13 protein-coding genes are annotated in these 20,831 nt (G+C 70.9%); 2 read left to right on the top strand and 11 right to left on the bottom strand.

Features of this window, described 5'->3' with window-relative positions; genetic code table 11:
- Positions 1–15: 15 nt before the first annotated feature.
- From CYFUS_RS17290 to CYFUS_RS17240, 11 genes are all read right to left on the bottom strand, one after another.
- Entirely contained in the window at positions 16–1,263 is a 1,248-nt protein-coding gene (locus CYFUS_RS17290; protein ID WP_095986229.1) for an O-antigen ligase family protein, read from the bottom strand.
- Complete coding sequence (locus CYFUS_RS17285; RefSeq protein WP_095986228.1) at positions 1,260–2,360, bottom strand: LptF/LptG family permease; 1,101 nt, start codon at positions 2,358–2,360, stop codon at positions 1,260–1,262. The genes CYFUS_RS17290 and CYFUS_RS17285 overlap by 4 nt, the downstream gene beginning before the upstream one ends.
- Entirely contained in the window at positions 2,357–3,469 is a 1,113-nt protein-coding gene (locus tag CYFUS_RS17280) for an LptF/LptG family permease (RefSeq protein WP_095986227.1), read from the bottom strand. Before CYFUS_RS17280 ends, CYFUS_RS17285 begins: the two co-directional genes overlap by 4 nt.
- Positions 3,466–4,725, bottom strand: a complete 1,260-nt coding sequence (gene purD, locus CYFUS_RS17275; RefSeq protein ID WP_095986226.1) for a phosphoribosylamine--glycine ligase — start codon at positions 4,723–4,725, stop codon at positions 3,466–3,468. Before purD ends, CYFUS_RS17280 begins: the two co-directional genes overlap by 4 nt.
- Before the next feature lies 1 nt (position 4,726).
- A complete protein-coding gene (locus tag CYFUS_RS17270) occupies positions 4,727–8,104 on the bottom strand; it encodes a tetratricopeptide repeat protein (RefSeq protein WP_095986225.1) in 3,378 nt (1,125 codons plus the stop codon).
- Positions 8,105–8,110: 6 nt separating this feature from the next.
- Entirely contained in the window at positions 8,111–9,655 is a 1,545-nt protein-coding gene (gene purH, locus CYFUS_RS17265) for a bifunctional phosphoribosylaminoimidazolecarboxamide formyltransferase/IMP cyclohydrolase (protein WP_095986224.1), read from the bottom strand.
- A 111-nt stretch (positions 9,656–9,766) separates the two neighbouring features.
- Entirely contained in the window at positions 9,767–10,261 is a 495-nt protein-coding gene (locus CYFUS_RS17260) for a sigma factor-like helix-turn-helix DNA-binding protein (RefSeq protein WP_095986223.1), read from the bottom strand.
- A 151-nt stretch (positions 10,262–10,412) separates the two neighbouring features.
- Positions 10,413–12,356: a serine/threonine protein kinase gene (locus CYFUS_RS17255; RefSeq protein ID WP_232537620.1), complete on the bottom strand. Its 1,944-nt coding sequence runs from the start codon at positions 12,354–12,356 to the stop codon at positions 10,413–10,415.
- Between the two features lie 24 nt (positions 12,357–12,380).
- Positions 12,381–14,312 (bottom strand): serine/threonine protein kinase, encoded by a 1,932-nt coding sequence (locus CYFUS_RS17250; RefSeq protein WP_095986222.1) that lies wholly within the window; start codon positions 14,310–14,312, stop codon positions 12,381–12,383.
- A gap of 113 nt (positions 14,313–14,425) precedes the next feature.
- Positions 14,426–14,803: a hypothetical protein gene (locus CYFUS_RS17245; RefSeq protein WP_232537618.1), complete on the bottom strand. Its 378-nt coding sequence runs from the start codon at positions 14,801–14,803 to the stop codon at positions 14,426–14,428.
- A gap of 170 nt (positions 14,804–14,973) precedes the next feature.
- Entirely contained in the window at positions 14,974–17,928 is a 2,955-nt protein-coding gene (locus tag CYFUS_RS17240) for a choice-of-anchor D domain-containing protein (RefSeq protein ID WP_095986220.1), read from the bottom strand.
- A gap of 329 nt (positions 17,929–18,257) precedes the next feature.
- Here CYFUS_RS17240 and CYFUS_RS17235 point away from each other — a divergent pair, with 329 nt between their 5' ends.
- Both CYFUS_RS17235 and CYFUS_RS17230 read left to right on the top strand, forming a co-directional pair.
- Positions 18,258–18,899 carry a CDP-alcohol phosphatidyltransferase family protein gene (locus tag CYFUS_RS17235; RefSeq protein WP_095986219.1) on the top strand — a complete coding sequence of 214 codons (642 nt, stop codon included), beginning with the start codon at positions 18,258–18,260 and terminating at the stop codon, positions 18,897–18,899.
- Positions 18,900–19,068: 169 nt separating this feature from the next.
- On the top strand, positions 19,069–20,634 hold the full coding sequence (locus CYFUS_RS17230; protein ID WP_095986218.1) for a sensor histidine kinase: 1,566 nt from the start codon (positions 19,069–19,071) through the stop codon (positions 20,632–20,634).
- Positions 20,635–20,831: the final 197 nt, after the last annotated feature.

The following is a 20,831-nucleotide window of genomic DNA, read 5'->3' as shown; positions in this document are numbered from 1 at the left end:
TCGCTCCCCGAAGACTTAGCCCGCCTGCGTCCCGCTGCGCCAGTCGACCCCGCGGCGCGCGCTCAGGCCAATGCCCAGCAAGAGCACCAGCGCCTGGGAGGCCTGGACGTGGAAGAGCGGATCATGCAGCAGGGACAGCAGACAGAAGAACCCGAGCGCTCCGAGTGCCCCCAGTCCCTCGGGGCGGCCCCGGGGCATGCGCCAGGCGAGCCAGCCGAGCAGCGCCACGAAGAGCAGCGCCCCCGGCACGCCCGTCTCGGCGGCCATGCTGAGGTACTGGTTGTGGGACTTGCCGGGGTGTTCGCGCGCCTGCTCGGGCATGTCCGGGGTGGCGTACTTCTTCGCCTGGAAGCGTCCCGGGCCCACCCCCGTCAGCGGGTGTTGACGCAGCGCGCGCAGGCCCGTCTCCCGCAGCGCCGGCCGGTTGCCCGAGCCCGAATCGGTACCACTGTCGAGGAAGCGCTCGCGCAGGGGCCGGTCGAGCGCCAGCGCCAACACGGCCAGCGCCAGCACGGCGGCGCACGTGGGCAGGGCCACGCGCCGGGGCAGGCCGAGCAGCACCACCCCGCCCATCACCGCCACCAGCGCCACGCTGCCCGCGCGGGCATAGGGAAAGAGGCCCACGGAGACGAGCCCCACGCCCGCCACCACGAGCGCCGCCCATTGCCTCCGCCCTCGCAGGCGCAGGCCCACGCCCAGGGCGAAGACCGCCGCCATGCCCCCGATGTGGGAGAACTTCAGCCGGTGGAAGAGCAGCCCTCCGGCCATGAAGCGGTGCTCCGCGCCGACGACGGGTTCGTAGACCCGATCGAAGGGCAGGCGCGTCCAGGCCAGGGGGGCCCAGGCCTCCAGTGGAGGCCACACGCCGAAGTGCTGGAGTCCCGCCACCGCGCACGACACGAGGAACAGCCCCCCCACGACCCACGCGAGCCGCATCCGCCGCGCGTCCGACAGGAAGCCGAAGGCCACCGCCGCCACGGGGATGCCCACGAAGTCCAGCAGGCGCGCCACGCCCGTGCCGCGCGGCGGGTGTCCGGCCAGCGTGGGGATGAGCAACGACCACGCGAGGAACACGACGAGCGGCACCCAGGCGAGCACGGCTCCGCGCACCGTGACCCCCTCCTGCCGGGCCACCACGAGCGCCCCCAACGCACTGCCCGCGAGCCCCACCACCGCGAGGCCCTCCAGGAAGAGGCACCCCACGCCCCAGAGCAGCATGAACACGAGCAGCACGCGCTCGAGCACGTCCCGGCGCACGTTCATCCCCCACTCCTGCCCAGGCGGCCCTCGCCGCGCAACCACAGCAGGACCGCGGCCACGACGAGCAGGGCGACGGGGAACCACGCCGCCAGCACGGGCGACAGCCGCTCGGAGAGCACCAGCGTCCGGGCCACCACCATCAGTCCCCACATGATCACCGAGATGAGCAGCCCCTCGACGAGCGCCACCGTCAGGTTGCCCTTGCGTCCCGGCCTCAGCGCCAGGCCCACCGCCAGCAGCGCCGCGGGCAGACCCGCCAGCGGATAGGCGAAGCGGTTGTGGAGCACGAGCGAGAACTGCCGCGTCGCCAGTCCCACCTCGCCGCGCGCGGCGATCTGCTCGCGCAGCACCGGCACCCGCATCTGCTCGGGCCGGCCCGGACGGATGCGGAAGGTTCTCGCGCTGGCACCCAGGTCGTACTCCACCTCGTCCAGCTCGCGCACCGAGGACTGGCCGTCGCGCGTGAAGGTGCGCTCCACCACGCCCTCCAGCATCCAGCGCGTGCCCTCCACGGAGCGCATGCTCCGGGCATCCACGCGCCGCGCGAGCCGGAAGTCCGACGTCACGGTGAGGATGGCCACGTCCACGAAACCCTCCTGTGCGCTGCCGCTGCGCAGGTAGAAGATGTGGTCTCCCCGGCGGAACCACTGCTTGGGCGTGTGGTACATGCCCCAGTCGCCCCAGCGGTTGAAGCGCTGGGTGGTGATCTCATCCACGCGGATGCCCGCGGGCACCACCACCCACTCGTCGAAGGCGATGAGCCCCACGCACGCCAGACCCACGCTCACTCCCACGGGCAGGTAGAGGGCCTTGGGACCGAAGGACAAGGCGCGCATCGCCGTCACCTCGCCGCGCTTGCGCAGCGAGGACACCGCCGCCCCCGCCGCGAGCAGCAGCGCCGCCGGCCCGAGCTGCTGCACGGAGAGCAGCGCCTTGTTCGCGTAGAGCTCGAGGACACTCCACACCCAGCCCTCGCCCGTGTAGCTGCGCGAGCGGTCCACGAAGTCCACCACCAGGAACACCGTGACCAGGGCGCAGAGGATGCCCACCGCGAAGCCCACGTACGTGCGGACCACGTAGCGGAAGAGCGTGGTGCTCACCGCACCGTCCCCGAGCGGTTGACGCGGTAGAGGGCCACGGCGCCCACCGCGCAGAAGATGAGGTTGGTGAGCTGGCCCGCCAGGGGGATCGGCAACCGCCCCTGCTGCCCCATCTGCTCGAAGACCCGCGTGAGCAGGTAGAAGAGCACGTAGCCGGCCAGCGTGAGCAGGAAGCCCCAGGCGCGTCCGCCCTGGCGGCGGCCGATGGCCAGCGGCGTGCCCAGCAGCGCGAAGGACAGCGGCGCGAGCGCGTTGCCCACCCGGGTGTGCAGCGCCATGCGGAAGGGCCGGGGATCGCCCCCCGTGCGCTCGGCTTCTTCCGCGGCCTCCAGCAACTCGACCGGGGTGAGCTCCTCCTTGGGGGAGCGGAACCGGTTGCGCCGGCCCATGCTGCCCTCCACGCCCACGGCGATCTCCGCCTTCTCGAAGGTGACGACGGAGTAGGACGCCGCGCCGCGATTGGCCCGGTGTGCCTCGCCATCGCCGAGCACCAGCGTCAGCACCTGCCCGGAGGTGTTCGTGTTCACCTGGCCCTGGTGCGCGAGCATCAACAGCGGCGCGGACGGCTCCCGGTCATCGTGCAACAGCACGTGCTTCCACTGGTGCTCCTCGCCCTCCACCTGCTCGGCGTAGAGGGTGAGGTTGGAGAGATCCTCGTAGAAGACGCCGGGCTTCACGTCGCCCACCACGTTCTTCTTGATGATCTCCGCGACGAACTCCTTCACGCTGGTGAGCCCCCAGGGCTCGGCGGTGCAGGTGATGAGCAGCATCAACGCGGAGAGCACGGCGCCGATGAACAGGGGCCCGGCGATCAGCCGCACCGGACCGATGCCGAGCGCCTGCAGGGCGGTGATCTCCCGATCCTCGGACAGGCGGCCCAGCCCCAGGAGGATGGCCAGCAGGAAGGCGATGGGCAGCGCCATCACCAGGAAGTGGGGTGACAGGTAGACGAGCAACCACCCCATGTCCCCGAGCGTCACCGCCGAGCCGAGGAGCACATCCGTGCCGCGCAGGAACTGCATGACGAACAGCAGGAGGAAGAGGAAGGCCACCCACACCACCAGGGGGATGACCAGCTCCTTCAGCAGGTAGCGCGAGAGCAGGTTCACGGCGTCACGGCGGGCGCGCCAAGCCCCTTGGCTCCGATGTCCCGGCGGAAGTGCATGCCCTCGAAGTGGATGCGCCCCACGGCGGAGTAGGCCTGGGCGCGCGCCTGGGCGAGGTCCGTGCCCCGCGCGCACACGGTGAGCACCCGGCCTCCCGCCGTCCGCCACTCGCCGTCCACGCCCGCGACGAACACCGGGCAGTCGGAGGCGACCGTGTCGACCCCCTCGATGCGGGCTCCCTTCCGGGGCGCTTCCGGATAGCCCTCGGCGGCGAGCACCACACCCACCGAGGCGCCGGGATGCACCGCGAGCACCCGCGGCTCCAGCTTGCCCCGCGCGCACGCGTCCAGCAGCGGCAGTACGTCCTCGGCGAGCTGCATCATCAACACCTGCGTCTCGGGGTCGCCGAAGCGCGCGTTGAACTCCAGCACCCTGGGGCCGCGCGGGGTGAGCATCAGCCCCGCGTACAGCGCACCCCGGAAGGGCGTGCCCCGGCGCCGCAGCGTCGCCAGCGTCGGAGCGATCACCTGCTCACCCACCTCGGCGAGCCGCGCGGCGGACAGGAAGGGCGCGGGAGCGTACGCGCCCATGCCTCCGGTGTTGGGGCCGGTGTCCCCTTCTCCCACGCGCTTGTGGTCCTGCGCGGGAGGCAGGAGCACGTAGCGCTCGCCGTCGCACAGGGCGATGACGGACACCTCCTCGCCCTCGAGCAGCTCTTCCAGCACCAGCCGCTGGCCGGCGCTGCCCATGGCGCCCACCGCCCGCACCGCCTCGCGCGCGGCGTTGGCATCGTGCGCCACGATGACGCCCTTGCCCGCGGCCAGCCCATCCGCCTTGACGACGATGCGGCCCTGCGCCACCGCATGGGCCTCGGCCTCGGCCAGGTCGGTGAACACGCGGTAGTCCGCGGTGGGCACGCCCGCCTCCACCATGATCTCCTTGGCGAAGGCCTTGGAGCCCTCGACACGCGCGGCGGCCTCCACCGGCCCGAAGCACGGGATGCCCGCCACGGCGAGCGCATCCGCCACGCCCGCCACCAGCGGCGCCTCGGGACCCACCACCACCAGGTCCACCGATTCGCGGCGGGCGAACGCCACCACCGCGGAGGGATCCTGCGCGTCCAGCGGCACGTTGGTGCCCACGCGCGCGGTGCCCACATTGCCCGGTCCCACCCATAGCTTCGTGAGCCGTGGGCTCTGGGACAGCTTCCACGCGAGCGCATGCTCGCGCGCGCCGGAGCCGAGGAGAAGAACCTTCACGTCAACCTCGTTTGTCGATCAGGTAGAGCACGCGCTTGGCGGGCAGGTACGAGGGATCGATCCCCAACAGCCGGACCAGGCGCTCGCGCACCGGACCGGGACTGGAGGGGGCCTCCAGCTCGCCCAGCTTCACCTCGGCCGCGTACAGCTTCGGGGCGAGCATCACCGCCTCGCGCAGGGACTTGCGGGCGGGCTCCACCTGCTTGGCGTTGGCCAGCACGAGCCCCTGGACGTAGTGGGCGAGCGCCACCTGTCGCCCTCCCGCCACCGCGCGCGCGGCCTGTCCCTTGGCCTCGTCCGCGCTCTTGCGGTCCTTGCGGGCGAGGGCGATCAGCGCGCGGAAGGAGGACGCCTGGGCATTGCTGGCATCCACCTCGGACACCTTCTTGAACATCTTCTCCGCGGCCGCGCCTTCGCCCTGGTGGTAGCGCAGCAGCCCCTCGTAGAGGAAGGGCAACAGGTCGTCATCCCCGCGGGCGATCCCCGCGATGGAGCCATCCATGCCCTGGATGAGCTCTCCGGGGCGCTGATAGAAGGGCGTGAGGACGGGCCTCGGGGCGACCCGGTGGGGATCTCCCAGCAGCGCCTGGGCGAGCACCCGGAAGGCCTCTTCCCGGCGTCCGTCCTGGGCGGCGGCCACGCCCGCGAGCAGCAGGGCGTCCGTGTGGCGCGGATCCAGCCGGGCGGCCTCGGTGAAGAGCGTCATCGCCTCCGCGGGCTTGCGCTCGAGCAGCCGCAGGCGGCCCTCGAGGATCTTCTCCAGGGCGGGCTCGCCCAGATGCCCCTTGAGGATGGCGAGGTGGCTGGTGGCCTCGGCGGCATCCTTGCGCGCCAGGGACACGAAGAAGAGCTGGAGGTGGACCGCGGGGTTGTTCTTGTCCAGTTGCAGGGCCTCGCGGCCGGCCTTGGCCGAGGCATCCAGGTTGTTGGCCAGGCGCTCGGTGATGGACAGGTGCAGCAGCAGCTCCGCGACCTGGCGCTGATCGTACTTGTCGCGATTGTCCAGCATGCCGCGCAGGGCCTTCAACGCGCCCTGGAGGGAGCCCTCGGCCTGGTAGCGCATCACCGCGCTCGCCAGGAGCGTCTGGAAGTCGTTCGGGGCGGCCTTGAGCCGGGTCTCGTAGAGCTGACGCGCCAGCTGCGGCTCCCCCACCTCGAGGTAGATGCGCACCAGGGTGCTGATCGTCTCCCAATGCTCCGGATCCTGCTCGAGCCGCTTCTGCAGGCGGCCGATCGCCGCCGAGTAGTCTCCCGAGGACTCATCCAACAGCGCCCGGTAGTAGTGCACCCGCTCCAGCTCCGACGAGATGGCCAGCGCGGACTCGAAATGCTCGATGGCCAGCTCGCGGGAGGACGCCATGAAGGTGCGGCCCATCACCAGATGGGCCTCGGCCTTCTGGGCCCCGGTGCCCTCCTTGGTATCGGCGAGCACGTCCTCGGCGATCTTGCGCGCCTGCTCCAGGTTCCCCGACTCCTCGGGGTGGGACAGCAGCAGGTTGGCGTGGGCGACCCGCAGGTCGGCGTTGCCCGGGTCACGCTGCTCCGCGGCCTCGATGAGCGAGCGCGCTTCCTGGAAGCTCGTATCGTCCATCAGGGAGCCACGCCCCAGCGCGAGCGCCTGGACATAGCCGCCAATGGCCGCGTCACTCCTGGGATCCGCCAGCAGCGCGCGCTGGAACAGCTCCGCCGCTTGCGCGTAGGCGAAGCGTTGATCCTTGGCGAGCAGGGCCTGGCCCTCCTCGATCAACCGCGGGCTGTCGCCCTCCTTGCTGTCGTTGTCCACGAACAACAACTGCCAGCGCGGCAACACGGCCGCGACCGCGGGAGGCAACGGTTCCGAAGGGTCCTGCTTCTTGGGGGCCGACGCTGATCCCGACCCCGACCCCGACCCCGACCCCGCCGCGGCCAGCGGCTTCTCCACGAGCGTCTTGACGTCGGGAGAGAGGAAGTACGCGGCCGCGCCGGCGCCAGCGAGCAACAACACCACCACCGCGGCCACCAGCGGCCCCTTGCTCCGGCCACTGGACGCCGACACGGCCACGACGCCCGTGCGGGCGGCCGCGGCGCGCGCGGCGCTTCGAGGCTCGGGAGGCAACGGGGGAGCGGCGGGAATGGAACGTCCCGCCTCGGGCACGGGCATGGACGAGTCCATGGGCGGCAGGTCGATGACTTCGACGGAAGGTGCCGCCTCCTGCGCGGGCTGGGGCTCGGCCTTCTGGCCCCGGTGCCGGCAGTCCTCGCACGCGCCGAGCGCCTGATCGAAGGGATCCACGAGCGGCTTGCCACACTCACGGCACCCCTTGGCCACCGGAGCGGGAGCGAGCACGGGCGCTGGAGCCGGAGCGGACCTGACGGGCGCGGCGGCGGGCTCGGCGTCGGGGGGAGCTCCGAAGAAGTCGAGGAGGGGATCTCCCCCGGCCGCGGGCGCCTCCGCGGGGGGAGGCGCGTCGAAGCCCGGAGGAGCGTTGAAGTCGAACAGGGCGTCGTCCGACGGCGCCGGAGCGGGCTGAGGCGCTGGCCTGGCCTGAGCGGCCGGCCGGGCAGGAGGAGGCGGCGCGGGGGGAGGGGCGTCGAAGCCGGGAGGCGCGTTGAAGTCGAACAGGGCGTCGTCCGACGGCGCCGGAAAGGCGGGGGCGGCCGGCGCCACCTCCTGCCTGGCCTGCACGGCGGGCTTGGGAGCGGGCCTCGACGGAGGTGGAGCGGGCGCGGGAGGAGGCGGCTCGGGCTCGTCGAACAGCAGGTCTCCCGACGGCAGCGAATAGCTTGGAGTGTGCTGCCGGCCCTCCTCCTCGGTATCGAGCGTCGGATTGGACGGCGACGACTGGGTGAGCTCCCCGATGTCTCCGAACAGCGAGTCCTTGGAGGCGGGCGGAAAGGGCGACGGCGGAGGTCCGCTGGAGGGTGAGACCTCATCCTGCAGTGAGCCCGTGGGGAAATCGCCAGTAGCAGGGGAGAGCTGGCTCAGGTCACCAAACAGCTCGTCGGAGAGGGTCGCGGGACGCGACGAACCCGCCGACCTGGCGGCCGCGGCGGCGGGCTTGGCGGCGGCCGTGGCGGGCTTGGCTGCGGCGGCGGGTTTGGCGGCAGCCGCAGCGGGTTTGGCGGCCGCAGCGGGCTTGGCGGCCGCGGCGGCTGGTTTGGCAGCGGCTGCGGCGGGCTTGGCGGTGGCCGCGGGCTTGGCGGCCGCGGCGGCGGGCTTGGCGGCGGGTTTGGCGGCCGGAGCGGGCTCCGGAGCGGGCTCCGCGGAAGACGCGGACTCCTCTCGCTTCACCAACTGCAGATGGCGGCAGCGTGGGCACTGCGCACGCACGCCCTTGGGGGTGATGACCCGGTCATCGATGGCGTAGGCCGCCGCGCATTTTTGGCAGGTAATCCGCATGAGGGCTCAGTGCCGGAAGTGTCTCACTCCCGTGAGAACCATTGCCATGCCATGTTCATCCGCGGCGGCGATCAATTCCGCGTCACGCACCGAGCCGCCAGGCTGCACCACGCAGGTGGCTCCGGCGCGGGCCGCCTCGTCGAGTCCGTCGCGGAAGGGGAAGAAGGCGTCCGAGGCCACGGCACTGCCCTTGAGGGCCGCGCCGCCTCGCGCGGTGGCGATCTTCGCCGAGTCCACGCGGCTCGTCTGTCCGCCGCCCGCGGCCAGCAGCTTCTGGCCATTGGAGAAGACGATGGCGTTGCTCTTCACGTGCTTGCACACCCGCCAGGCGAAGCGCAGGGCCTTCTCCTCTTCCTGGGTGGGAGCCCGCTTGCTGACCACCTTCCACTCCAGCGGCGGCTCCACCGCGTCCCGGTCGTGCACCACGAGGCCACCGGACACGCTGCGCGCCTCGAGCTGCGCCCGGGGACGGGCCGTGGGCGAGGCCAGCCCGGGGCCCGCCTCCAGCAGGCGCAGGTTCTTCTTGGCCGCGAGCAACCGCAGGGCCTCGGCCGAGTAGGACGGGGCGATGACGGCCTCGAGGAAGGTCTCCGCCAGGGCCTCGGCGCACGCCGAGTCCACCTCGCGGTTGAGCGCCACGATGCCGCCGAAGGCGGACACCTCGTCGATGGCGCGCGCCGTGCGGTAGGCCGCCACCAGCGAGCCATCCAGCGCCACGCCGCAGGGCGTGTTGTGCTTGATGATGACCGCGCAGGGCTGCTCGGGGAACTCCAGCACCAGCCCCAGCGCCGCATCCAGGTCCAGGATGTTGTTGTAGGACAGCTCCTTGCCCTGCAGCACGCGCGAGAAGGCCACGGTGGGCTCGGAGGGCGCGGCGTGCTCGCGGTAGAAGGCACCGCGCTGGTGCGGGTTCTCCCCGTAGCGCAGGCTCTGCACCTTCTGGTACGTGAGCGACAGCTCCTGGGGGAAGGGCTCGGTGGCCTGCTCCGCCAGCCAGCCCGCGATGGAGGCGTCATAGGCGGCTGTGTGCGCGAACGCCTTGCGCATGAGCCGCCGGCGCGTCTGCTCGCTCGTGGCGCGGGACGCCTCGAGCTCGGACAGCACGGCCGGGTAGTCCTCGGGGTCCACCACCACCGTCACGTGGCGGAAGTTCTTGGCCGAGGCACGCACCATGGCCGGCCCGCCGATGTCGATCTGCTCGATGACGTCGGCCTCGGGGGCACCGGAGGCCACCGTCTGGCGGAAGGGGTAGAGGTTGACCGCCACGAGGGAGATGGGCGAGATGCCATGAGCGGCCATCTCCGCGCGATCCTCCTCCAGTTCCAGCCGACCGAGGATGCCGCCGTGGATGCGGGGGTGGAGCGTCTTCACCCGGCCGCCGAGGATCTCCGGGCTCTGGGTGTGCTCGGAGACCTTCCGGGCGGGAACACCCGCCGCTTGGAGCGCCGCGAGCGTGCCTCCGGTGGACAGCAGCTCGAAACCGAGCCGGACGAGTCCTTGAGCGAAGGGAACCAGACCGCGTTTATCGGAGACGCTGAGGAGAGCCAGCACGGGTTTGCGTGCCTCCGCCTAGAGGGAGAAGGCGTCCCTCTAGCAACCACCCCCCGGGGTGTCAACGAAGCGGCCAGCACCGGATGGGCGCCGTGCTTCCCAGCCAGCACCCTAGGGCTTGCGCGCGGAGACCGGCGGCTCGGCCTCGGTGGCTTCGCGCAACTTCAAGAGGCCGCGCGTCTCCACCTGGCGGATGCGCTCGCGGGTGAGGTTCATGATGGCCCCCACCTCCTCGAGCGTGATGCCGCCCTTCTCCGCCACGTCCAGCGCGCAGGTATGCTCCAATTCCCAGATTTCCTTGTCCGGGAAGTTGAGCTTGATGGAGCCCGTCTCCGGGTTCACATCCAGGTACAGGTTGTGCTTGCACGACACGAACAGGCACGGCCGGGCGCCGTTCACGCAGTCCGCCCGGGTCTTCGGCCGCTGCGAGTCGACGGCCTGGAGCAGATCGCTCTCCTCGGGGTCGATCTGACCCGTCAGACGGCGGCGCCGCAGGTCGCGAGCCATCTCCTTGCGCGACATCGTCTTCGAGCGACGGCGCTCCGCCCCACCCTCCGCCTCCTCGGGCGCCTCCTCCTCCGGCCGCTGCTGCTTCACTTCAGACATGTCCCCTCCAAAGGATGAGTCCACTCTAACCCGTCCCCTGCCCTTCAGCCTATTGGGAATGCAGGTTTTCGTGCCTTCACGAGGGAGAACGCCGCGCCCTGGCCATGATCAGCAGTGAACAATCACGCGCGCTCCGTCACCGCGAGCGAACTCAGCGCCCGGGCAGGCGGAAGCTCTTCATCGTCCGGCCGTTGGCGGTGATGGTGACCTTGGAGGAGTCGGAGTGGTTGGGGTGGACGAACTTCAACTGGTAGGTGCCCGCGGCGAGTGACGTGGTCCAGGTCCCCTGCACCTCGCGCCTGACGAGCTTGCCGTCCAGGTAGACGTCGGCATACGGGATGGCCTGGACGACGAGGGTCCCCTTGGCCTTCACGGCGGGCGCGGCCTGTGGGGTCGCCTCGGACGACTGGACCGGCGCGGACGGCTCCGGAACGGACGGCGCGCCCGTGGCCGGTGGAGCGGCCACCACGGCCTCCCGGGCCGGAGGGGACGCCGGGGGAGCCTCCACTCCAGACCTTGGGGAGGACCCGGCCACCTCCTTATTGGCAGGGGCAGGAGCAGGCTCGGGCACGGGAGCCCCCGCCGGAGACGGCGCGGTGGACGACCGCCACATCAGCCCCCCACCCAGGAGCACGAGGACGCCCACGCCCAGGCCCACCCATCCGGCCAGGCGTCCACGGCTCGAGCCCGGGAGCGGACGCGCCACCTCGCTGGCCTGTGCCGCCACGGCCGGTTCCGGAGCCTTCACCACCGACACCTCCGGAGAGGGCACGCCCACCGACGGCAGGGAACTCGACTGCCTCACCGCGGGGAGCGGGGCCGCTGGAGTCGTCAGCGCCCGCGGGGAAGCGGCACTGGCCTTCGCCTCCTGCCCGCCCGGAACGTCGCGGGCGAGGACGAGGGTGGGCGCGGACACCAGGGACGCCTCGGGCTCGTTGCCCGGTGCGAGCCGCAGGGAACCGGAGGACGGAGTGCTTCCCGGCATCACGGCGGTGGCTTCACGCGGGGCGGCGGGCGCGCTCCCGGCCTGGGGCTCGGGCGCCACCCTGGAGGCGGACGGCGGCTCGGGACGCTCGGACACGGACTCCCCCGGCGCCACGGCGGTGCTGCCGGAGCGATGGCGCTGGGAGCGGTCCTGCAGCACGGCCGGCGACAGCATGAACTGGGTGAGCGGCACGTCGAAGAGCCGCCGCACGAAGGTGCCCAGGTCGGTGTCGTCCACGCTGGTGGCGCCGCGCAGCACGCACTGGGCCAGCGCGCGCTCCAGCTCGCCGGCCGACTGGTAGCGCGCCGCCGGCTCCCGCTCCAGGGCGGTGCACACCACCTCGTCGAGCCCCTCCGGCACGTCCGGATTGAGCCGGGCCGGCGGCACGATGACGCTCTCCTGCACCGCCCGGAGCACGGCCACGTCCGACTCGCCGTCGAACAAGCGGCCTCCGGTGAGCATCTCCCAGAGCACCACGCCGAGCGCGAACACGTCCGTGCGCGCGTCCACCTCTTCCCCGCGCGCCTGCTCCGGGGCCATGTACGCGAACTTCCCCTTGAGCACGCCCGGCTGGGTGAGCTTGTTGCCCGCCTTGGCGATGCCGAAGTCGGTGAGCTTCACCGCCCCATCGAAGGACAGGAGCACGTTGTGCGGCGTGACGTCGCGGTGCACCAGCCCCAGCGTCTCGCCCTCCGGGGAGCGCGTGCGGTGCGCGTAGTGCAGCCCCGCCGCCACCTGGGAGCCGATGTACGCCACCAGCACCGGGGGGATGCGGATGCCCTTCTCGCGGCAGCGCTTGCGCAGGTTCCACAGCGAGGTGCCACGCACGTACTCCATGGCCAGGTAGTACGAGTCCTCGTGCTTGTCGAAGTCGAAGATCTGCACCACGTTGGCGTGGTTGAGCCGCGAGGCCAGCCGCGCCTCCTGGATGAACATCCGCACGAAGCCCTCGTCGTCCGACAGGAACGAGCGCACGCGCTTGATGACGACTTCCTTCTCGAATCCCTCCGGCCCCCGGGCGGTGGCCAGGTAGATCTCCGCCATGCCCCCCTCGGCGAGCTTGCTCTTGACGACGTACTTGCCAATGGGGGTACCTGCTTCGAGGGTCACGGCGGAGCGTCCCGGGGCTACGAGCTAGAACTTCACGACCACGGTGGTGTGTCGGTTGGGCTTCACCTCGACGCGCTCCGTGCGGCTCTCCTTGAGGTCCGGGTTCCAGAACCGGCACTCATACACGCCCGCGTTGAAGCTGACATCTCCCCCCAGGGGCGTGCTGCCCAGGTTGCGCCCCCCACACGTCACCTCGGCCCAGGGCGTCACCGCGAAGCGCACCGTGCCCTTGCCCACGGGCGTGCGCTCCACCTGCTGCGGGGACACGCGCGAATCGGGCTTGCGCGACTCGGACTTGCGCGACTCGGGCAGGGGCTCCAGCCGCAGGGACTCCTCCTGCGAGGGGCCCTGCCCCACCGTCACCTTCCGGGACAGCTCCTGGTAGCGGGGCGCCCGCGCCAGCACGAGCAGCTCCTGTCCCGGCGTGGCGGACACCACCACCGGCGACTTCTCGTACGGCGTGCCGTCCACCGTCAGCGCGGCCTGCGCGGGCGTCGCCTTCAAGGTGACCTGCACCAGAGCGGGCTTCGCGGGCTCGGGCTCGGTGGGAGTGGGCTTCGCGGGCTCGGGCTCGGCGGGAGTGGGCTCGGTCGGCCGCGCCTCGACCACCGCGGGCGCCAACGGAGCGGAGGGCGGAGGAACGGGCTCGGAGCGCAGGGCCCACACGCCGCCGAGCAACAACCCCACCAGCACCCCCGCGCCGATTCCCAGCACGGCGCGGCGGTGGGACCGGGGCTGGGCGGAGGGTTGCCCCGGGTCCCTCATCTCCGTCTCGGACAGGGCCCCCGCCTCGGACGCCTCCAGGGTGGGCTCGCCCGGAGACCGGCGCAGATCCACCGTGCGCTTGCGATCCAGCTCGGCGCGCGGGCTGCTCAGGGAGGCGCGCGGCGGGCGCGGCGGCACACCGGCCGCGTCCGGGCGCGGCGCGGCCATCGTCTCGATGGAGGATCTCCCCGTGCGATCGGGTGACTTCGGCGCGATCGAGGGCGAGTGCGCCTCGGCCTCCTCCACGAGCACGTCTCCCAGCCGCGCTTCCTCGGCCAGGCGCGTGGCGTAGAGATCCTTCATGTAGGCCGCCAGGTGCGCCGTGGACGAGGGCTGCGAATAGGTGTCGAGCCACTGCTCCAGGGCCCGCTGCAGCTGCACCGCCTCCGGGTAGCGATCACCCGGCTCGCGCTCCAGGGCCTTCATGACGATGGGATCCAGATCCCTCGGCACGCGGGGGTTGACCTGCGAGGGCGGGAGCACCTTGCACTCGATCACCGCCTGCAGCGTGATGACGTCGTTGGAGCGCTTGAACAGCCGCGTCCCGGTGAGCAGCTCGTAGAGCACCACGCCCAGGGCGAAGATGTCGCTGCGGCGGTCCACCTTCTCGCCCGCGGCCTGCTCCGGCGACATGTACGAGTACTTGCCCTTGAGCACGCCCGAGCGCGTCTCGGTGGCCTGGTCCGCCGCCTTGGCGATTCCGAAGTCCACCACCTTCGTGCGCCCATCGAACGTCAGCAGGATGTTCTGCGGCGAGATGTCCCGGTGGACGATGTTGAGCGGCTTGCCGTTCGCGTCCACCTTCTTGTGCGCATGATCCAGGCCCGCGCACGCCTCGCTGAGCGCCCGGCACACGAAGGGCACGGGGATGAGCTGCCCGGAGCGCTCGGCGCGCTTCCACACCCGGCGCAGATCCTCTCCATGGATGTACTCCATGGCGATGAAGAAGCTGTCGTCCTGGGAGCCCAGATCGTAGATCTGCACGATGTGGGGATGATCAAGCCGAGCCGCGATGCGCGCCTCGTCCAGGAACATCTGGACGAATTCCTCGTTGTCCGCCAGGTGCGGGAGGATTCGCTTGATGACCAGCAGCCGATTCTGTCCCCGCTCACGCGCGAGGAAGATCTGAGCCATGCCACCCGTGGCGATCCTCTTGAGGAGCTGGTATTTGCCGTAGCTCTCGATTGACACAGTGCGACATGCCCCCACGGCGGAGACCCAGGGACGCGGAGCGCCCGGACAAGGGCCACGAGCGTAAGCGGCCCGGCGCGGAGGGTCAAACCTCCTGTCACACTCTTCCCTGCCTACCCCCCGCGGCGCACGGGCGAGCGGACCTGGCGGGTCTCTCGCATGAGCGCCTCCAGGTCGTCCAGGTGCCGCTGCAACACGGGCATGAGCAGGGGGGCGGCATCCACCCGATCGAAGAGATCCAGCACCCGGTCCACCTTGTGCTCGATCTCCGCGGCGCGCGCCGGGCTGATGCGGCGCAACAGCAGGTCCACGCCCGCCTCCATGAGCACGCGCGCCACCGCGTCACGGGACGTCAGGGGCTCGTCCTGCCGCCGCTGCCCCCCACCCTTGATGACGCGCAGACCGCCAGCGGGCGGCCGCACCGGAGATGGCGCGCGACGACCGGACGGCTGCCCGGAAGTAGAGTTGTCGTCGTGCTGTCGGGTACTCACGGATGCCTCCTGCCGCCGAGATGCCCCCAGGGTACTCAGCATGGGTAACCCTCCAATTTTCCGGTCAACCGCACAGACCGATCTGGAGCTGTAGCATCCGGGCCCGACATGTCCGCCGGAGGCCGATCTTCCGGCTCCGGCGCTCCCCCCAACCCCCGTCCCCCGCGTGCCTACTCGCACGCCCGGCGGTAGTAGATCTCCACCTTCGCGCCCGCCGCGGGCGCCGTGGTGAACACGACGCTGTTGGTGGCTCCGTCGTAGCTCCACCCCCCGGTGACGGGCGCGCCGTTCACGGACACGGCGATGCTGCCCGCGTCCGGCAGCTCGCTCAGCGGGAAGCGGTCCTGCGCAGAGAACGCCTTGTTGGCCACCGAGCGCATCAGCGGCGAGTAGTCGGCCGAGCAGATGGAGAGCACCTCGCCCCCCGTGCGGGCCGCCGCCTCGGCGTAGCGCGTGCCGCCACCACCCGACGTGGGGCAGCCCTCGGCCGTGGGGGCGATCGCGTAGAGCGTCATGCGCTGCGGCTGGTTCTCGCCCTTGCGCGCCTGCAGGAAGCGCACGTAGGTCTCCACGCTGTCCGGCGAGTGGTCATCCTCGTCGCCCACGAAGACGACCACCAGCGCCGCCTCGTCGCGCAGGAAGCCCTGGTTGCCATCGTTGGGCTGCGGGGTGCGCACGTCGTCCGCGCTCGTCACCAGCGGAGGCGACAGCGCCCGCCGCACCGCCTCGAAGCCCTGCTCCAGCGCGGCACACTGGCCCACGTTCACGTTGTTCTGCAGCACCGCCGCCAGGTCCGGCGTCTGACGGTTCAGGATGCGCGGCCGGCTGCCATCCACCGGGAAGAAGCGGCCCGCCTCCGCGCCCTGCGCACCACCCGGGCAGGTGTTGGTGCCACCTGGATCGATGCCGGTGGTGGTGACCGCGATGTTCAGGTCCACGCCCTTGGCCAGCGCCGCCTCGACGAAGGCGGGCATGGCCGCCACCAGGCGCGGCTGCTCCTCCACCATGGACGCGGTGTTGTCCACCACGAGGAGCACATCCACCTTGGAGCCGTCCTGCTGGATGAACTGGTCCGTCTTGTCCAGGCGCTTGGAGGACTCGCCCACGAGCGGCACCAGCATCGGCGCGGGTAGATCCGAGGACGCCACGAACAGGGGCGACAGATTCATCCCGAACACCTGGGCGAGGTAGCCCACCGACACCGTGAACGCCTCACCCGGCGCGAGCATGAAGGGCGGCACGGGCGAGTCGCGCAGCACGAACTCACCATCCGTGGTGCCCGGGCCGATGCGCACGTCCGACACCGTCAGCGGCGCCTGGCATCCATTGATGTAGTTCACCTCGCGCGGCGCGGGCGAACAATCCGGGCGCGAGACGCCGAAGTCCACGTAGCGCGGCGACACCACCAGGCACGTGTCCTGCGTGTGGGCCCTCAACGGGATGAGCACCAGGGGGTTGGCCGGATCCCACTGCTCGATCTGCACCGAGCCCAGGAAGTCCCCGCCCGTCAGGGGCGCGGCGAAGGCGACCATGAAGCTGAACGAGTCCCCCGGATACACGACGACGCCATCCAGCTCGCCACCGGGCAGGCTGAACACCCCGCCCCCGGTGTCGCGCATGCGGATGTTCTTCACCGCGCACAGGTCTTCACCCGGGTTGTCCACCTTCACGCCCAGCACGGCGCCCCGTCCGGGCTGCACCGTGCCGAAGTCCACGGCCACCGGGGTGTAGGAGACACGGCAGGGCCCGTGCTGCTCACCCTCCCCCTGGAAGGTCAGGGTCGTGGTGTCGCCCGAGTACACATCCGTGCGCATCACCAGCCGGCTCGCCGCGGCGCCCTCGCGCATGGGCTCGAAGAAGACCTTGAGGTTCACCTCCTCGCCGGGCCGCAACCGGTAGGGCAGCGTGACGGGCACCATGTACAGGCCATTGCCCGCGCCCGTGGAGCCGTCCGTCGGCTGGAGCTCGAGCCCGTGGATCGTCAGGGGCCCGCCGTTGACCGAGCCGCAGTTCTTCACGTTGATGATCTGCGCCGTCTTCGAGCCGAGCGGCTGGCGGCCGAAGTTCCGGCTGAGCGGCGACACGCACAGCTCCGCCGCGCCGCCAAAGCCGCGCAGCGGCACGTCCGTGGTCGGATTGCGCCGGCTCTCCACTCGAAACGACGCCAGGTTCTCGGCCGGGCCCATGTGTCCGGGGCTGTAGCGGAAGTCCCACGTGCGCACCTCCCCGGGCCCCAGCACCAGGGGCAGCGTCGGCGGCCCATGGCTGAAGGAGGCCTCCGTGCTCGTCAGCGTGAGCGAGGTGACCGTCATGGGCTCGGTGCTGAGGTTGTGCAGGCGCAGGGGCCGCACGCGCTCCTGATCCACTGGAATCGAGCCGAAGTCGAGCTCGGCCGGCTCGGCCACCACCGCCCGATCCAACCCCTCGGCCGACACCTGGACCGCCACGTCCGCGCACCCCTTGCAGGGGGACACCGCGAGCGCCACCTGCTTGGGGCCCGCCTTCGTCGGAACGAAGGTGATGGGCAGCTCGCGCTCCTCGCTCGGCCCGAGCACGAGCGGCTCCGCGACGAACTCGTCCTTCTGCACCCCCAGCAGCTTCGGCGTCACCTCCACCGGGAGATCCGTCGGATTGGAGACGGTGAGCGCGAGCGTCTTGGTCGACTCCAGCTCGATGCGGCCGAAGTCCAGCTTGCGCGGCGTCACCCGCGCCCAGGCATCCACACCCACCCCCTGCAGGGGCACGCGCACCACGGGCTCCTTCAGCGCGTCCGAGCGCACCACGAGCGTGGCGGGCATCGGCCCCTCCTGTTGGGGATTGAAGCGCACGCGCAGCACGCACTCGCTGCCCGGCACGAGCGCATGCGGCCCCTCATGGGTGAACGCCACCTGCCAGGCGCCCGCGGCCCCCTCCACCCAGGCCTCGTCCACATTGAGGCGGGCCCGCCCGACGTTGCGCAGGACCACCTCCACCTCGCGCCCGTCGAACATCGCGACCCTCTGCAAATCCACTCCCCCTGGTGTCGCCGTCAACCGACCATCGGCGATGACGGGGCGATCCCTGTCCTCACACCCCGTCAGAACCACCAGCACCGCGAGGACCCACAGCCTCCAGCGCTTGCTCATCGCAGCCATGTCCCTTCCCCACCTGCACGCCCATCCACCGAGGAAACCCACACGCGTGAACCCTATGGAGTCACGTTGCGAAACTAGGCACCTATCCGGGGGTGGGCAACGTCCTGTCCACGACCCTGTCCATCGTTCCCTCTTCCCTCGCCCCTTCCCACGAGGATGCTGTTCGATACCCATCGTCAGAAGTCTTCTTCTCCCCACCCCCGGGCCGGGGGGGAGCGCATCCATGAGACACAGCGCCGCGTCCGGGAAAAACTCGGGAGAACGCCCCGAGATGCGCTAAGCCGAGGGGTGTACGCCCCGAGGGGCCGCGGAGGGATTGCATGCCGACGGAGTCGCAGCACAAACGAGAACCCCGCCACTTCTCGATGATCCGCACCTTCACCCCGGCGGACTTCGTCACCCTGGGCAACGCCTTCGCGGGCTCGGGCGCCATCCTGGCGCAGATGCAGTACCTGGCCACGCACCAGCCCTCCTGGTTGTGGCTGGCCTTCGGCCTGATGCCCCTGGCCTTCCTCTTCGATGCCCTGGACGGACGCATCGCGCGCTGGCGCTTCCGCTCCTCCCCGCTGGGCGCGGACCTGGACTCGCTGGCGGACGTCATCTCCTTCGGCATGGCGCCCGCGGCGCTCGCCTTCGCCATGGGACTGCGCGGGGGGCTGGACGTGCTGGTGCTCCTCTACTTCGTGGGCTGCGGCATCAGCCGGCTGGCGCGCTTCAACGCCACCCTCAGCACCCTCGCGGACGCCACGGGCAAGGTGAAGTACTTCGAGGGCACCCCCATCCCCACCAGCCTGGCGCTGGTCATGGTGCTCGCCTTCTTCTTCTGGCAGGGCCGCACCGGCGACGCCCTCCCCTTCGGCGTCTGGAGCCTGGGCGGCTACCAGCTCCACCCCCTGGTGCTGCTCTACTTCCTGAGCGGCAGCGCGATGATCAGCAAGACCCTGCGCATTCCCAAGTTCTGAGCCCCTACGCGCCGGGTACCCCCCCGGCCCGCCACATGCCTGGAGTGAATTCGGATTCACGAGCAGCCCTGCCGAGGCGTGCCCACCCGAGCGAACAGGCATGAACATCCGCCACGTGGACGCCACCTGGAGCGAAGCCCCCACCCGGACGCGTTAGCATGAGAAAACGATGAACAAAGCCGCGTCGGGTCGCCGATCAGAAACAGCCCCGGGTCGTCCCCGCTCGCGTACGCCCACCGCGCAGCAGGCGCTCGAGACGAGTCACCGTCTGCTCCAGGCCCTCAGCGCGGCCCACCTGGACTTCGCCCGGGGCGAGAACCTCCAACGGCTGTTCGACAGACTGCTCGGGCTGCTGCTCGACCTCACCCAGAGCGAGTCCGGCTTCATCGCCGAGGTGCTCCACTCGCCGGGGGAGCCCGCCTCGCTGCGGCTCCATGCCCTCGCCCACCTGCCCTGGGCCCCGGTGGCGCACGAGCCACAACAGGAAGGGCCCCTTCCCCTGGACCTGGGGCAAGGCGCGATCTCGGAGCCCCTCGCCACCCTGCTCACCACGGGCGAGCCGTTGCTGCTCAACGCACAGGAAGCGGAGCCCCGTGGCGAGCCCCTGCTGCTCCACCTCTTCCCGGCGAGGACGATCCTGGCGCTGCCCTGCAAGTCGGGCGACGACGTGGTGGGCATGGTGGTCATCGCCAACGCCGACGACGACTACACGCCCGAGCTCATCGAGCACTTCCACCCCTTCGTCACCACCTGTTGCAGCCTCCTGCTGGGGTGGCGCGGAGAACAACGGCGGCACCGCGACGAGGCGCTGCTGCGGCGTCAGGAGGAGGAGCTGCAGAGCAATCGGGATCAGCTCGAGGCGCTGGTCAACCAGCGCACCGAGTCCCTGCTGTACACCACGGTGGCCCTGGAGGAGCGCCAGGCGCAGCTGCTGCACGCCGAGCGCATGGCCCTGCTCGGACAGCTCGTGGCCGGCATCGCCCACGAAATCAACAACCCGCTGGGCTACATCACGAGCAACCTGGCCACGCTCACCCAGTACCTCGCGGTCTTCACCGAGCTCATCGCCCGCTACCGGGAGCTCGCCGAGGCCGCGAGCCCCGCGTTGTCGGAGCCGCAAGCGGAGCTGCTCTCGCGCATCCGGGCCTACCAGGAGCAGGAGGACCTGGACTACCTGCTGGGCGACGTGAACGATCTGCTCCAGGACTCGCGCGAGGGCGCCAACCGCGTGGCGGACATCGTGCGCAGCCTGAAGGCCTTCGTGCGCGAGGACTCCGGACACCAGGAACTGGTGGACGTGAACCGGGAGCTGGCCACCACGCTCAAGGTGGTGTGGAACCAGCTCAAGTACCGCAGCGAGGTGCGCTGCGACTACCAGCAGCCCATTCCCCCCATCCTCGGCCGCCCCGCCCAGCTCAACCAGGTGTTCACCCACCTGCTGCTCAACGCCGTCCAGTCCCTGCCCGAGCAGGGCATCATCGAGGTCTCCACGCGGCACGAAGGAGACGAGGTGCTCGTGCGCATCTCCGACACGGGCCATGGAATGACTCCGGAGGTGCTCGCCAAGGCCTTCACCCCCTTCTTCACCACCAAGGCGCCCGGCAAGGGCGCGGGGCTGGGTCTGTCCATCAGCGCCGACATCATCACGCGCCACATGGGCCGCATCGAGGCGCAAAGCCAGCCCGGCCGCGGCAGCACCTTCACCGTCCGCCTCCCCATCGCCCGGGACGCCTGAGCCCCGGGGCCCGCTCGCCCGAAGCCGGCCGTGGCGGGTGCTCCTTTTCCGGTCATTGACCGACATCCACCTCCGCTCAGGCGACTTCTCCCCCTGGCGCCCCACAGGGTGCGTGAGAAAAATGAAGCAGGAGCACAACCCGAAACGACCGCCAGACGATAATCTGTCGACGCCCGCACCATCCCCTGAGGAGCAGA

This window comes from Cystobacter fuscus, assembly GCF_002305875.1.
Classification (GTDB): Bacteria; Myxococcota; Myxococcia; order Myxococcales; family Myxococcaceae; genus Cystobacter; species Cystobacter fuscus_A.
Note: the sequence above shows the minus strand (reverse complement) of the source record. Positions and strands in the feature narration are given on the sequence as shown.

Coding starts and splice junctions, on each gene's coding strand:
- CYFUS_RS17290 (WP_095986229.1), bottom strand. CDS start 1,263: ATGAACGTGCGCCGGGACGTGCTCGAGCGCGTGCTGCTCGTGTTCATG.
- CYFUS_RS17270 (WP_095986225.1), bottom strand. CDS start 8,104: ATGCGGATTACCTGCCAAAAATGCGCGGCGGCCTACGCCATCGATGAC.
- CYFUS_RS17260 (WP_095986223.1), bottom strand. CDS start 10,261: ATGTCTGAAGTGAAGCAGCAGCGGCCGGAGGAGGAGGCGCCCGAGGAG.
- CYFUS_RS17240 (WP_095986220.1), bottom strand. CDS start 17,928: ATGAGCAAGCGCTGGAGGCTGTGGGTCCTCGCGGTGCTGGTGGTTCTG.
- CYFUS_RS17235 (WP_095986219.1), top strand. CDS start 18,258: ATGCCGACGGAGTCGCAGCACAAACGAGAACCCCGCCACTTCTCGATG.
- CYFUS_RS17230 (WP_095986218.1), top strand. CDS start 19,069: ATGAACAAAGCCGCGTCGGGTCGCCGATCAGAAACAGCCCCGGGTCGT.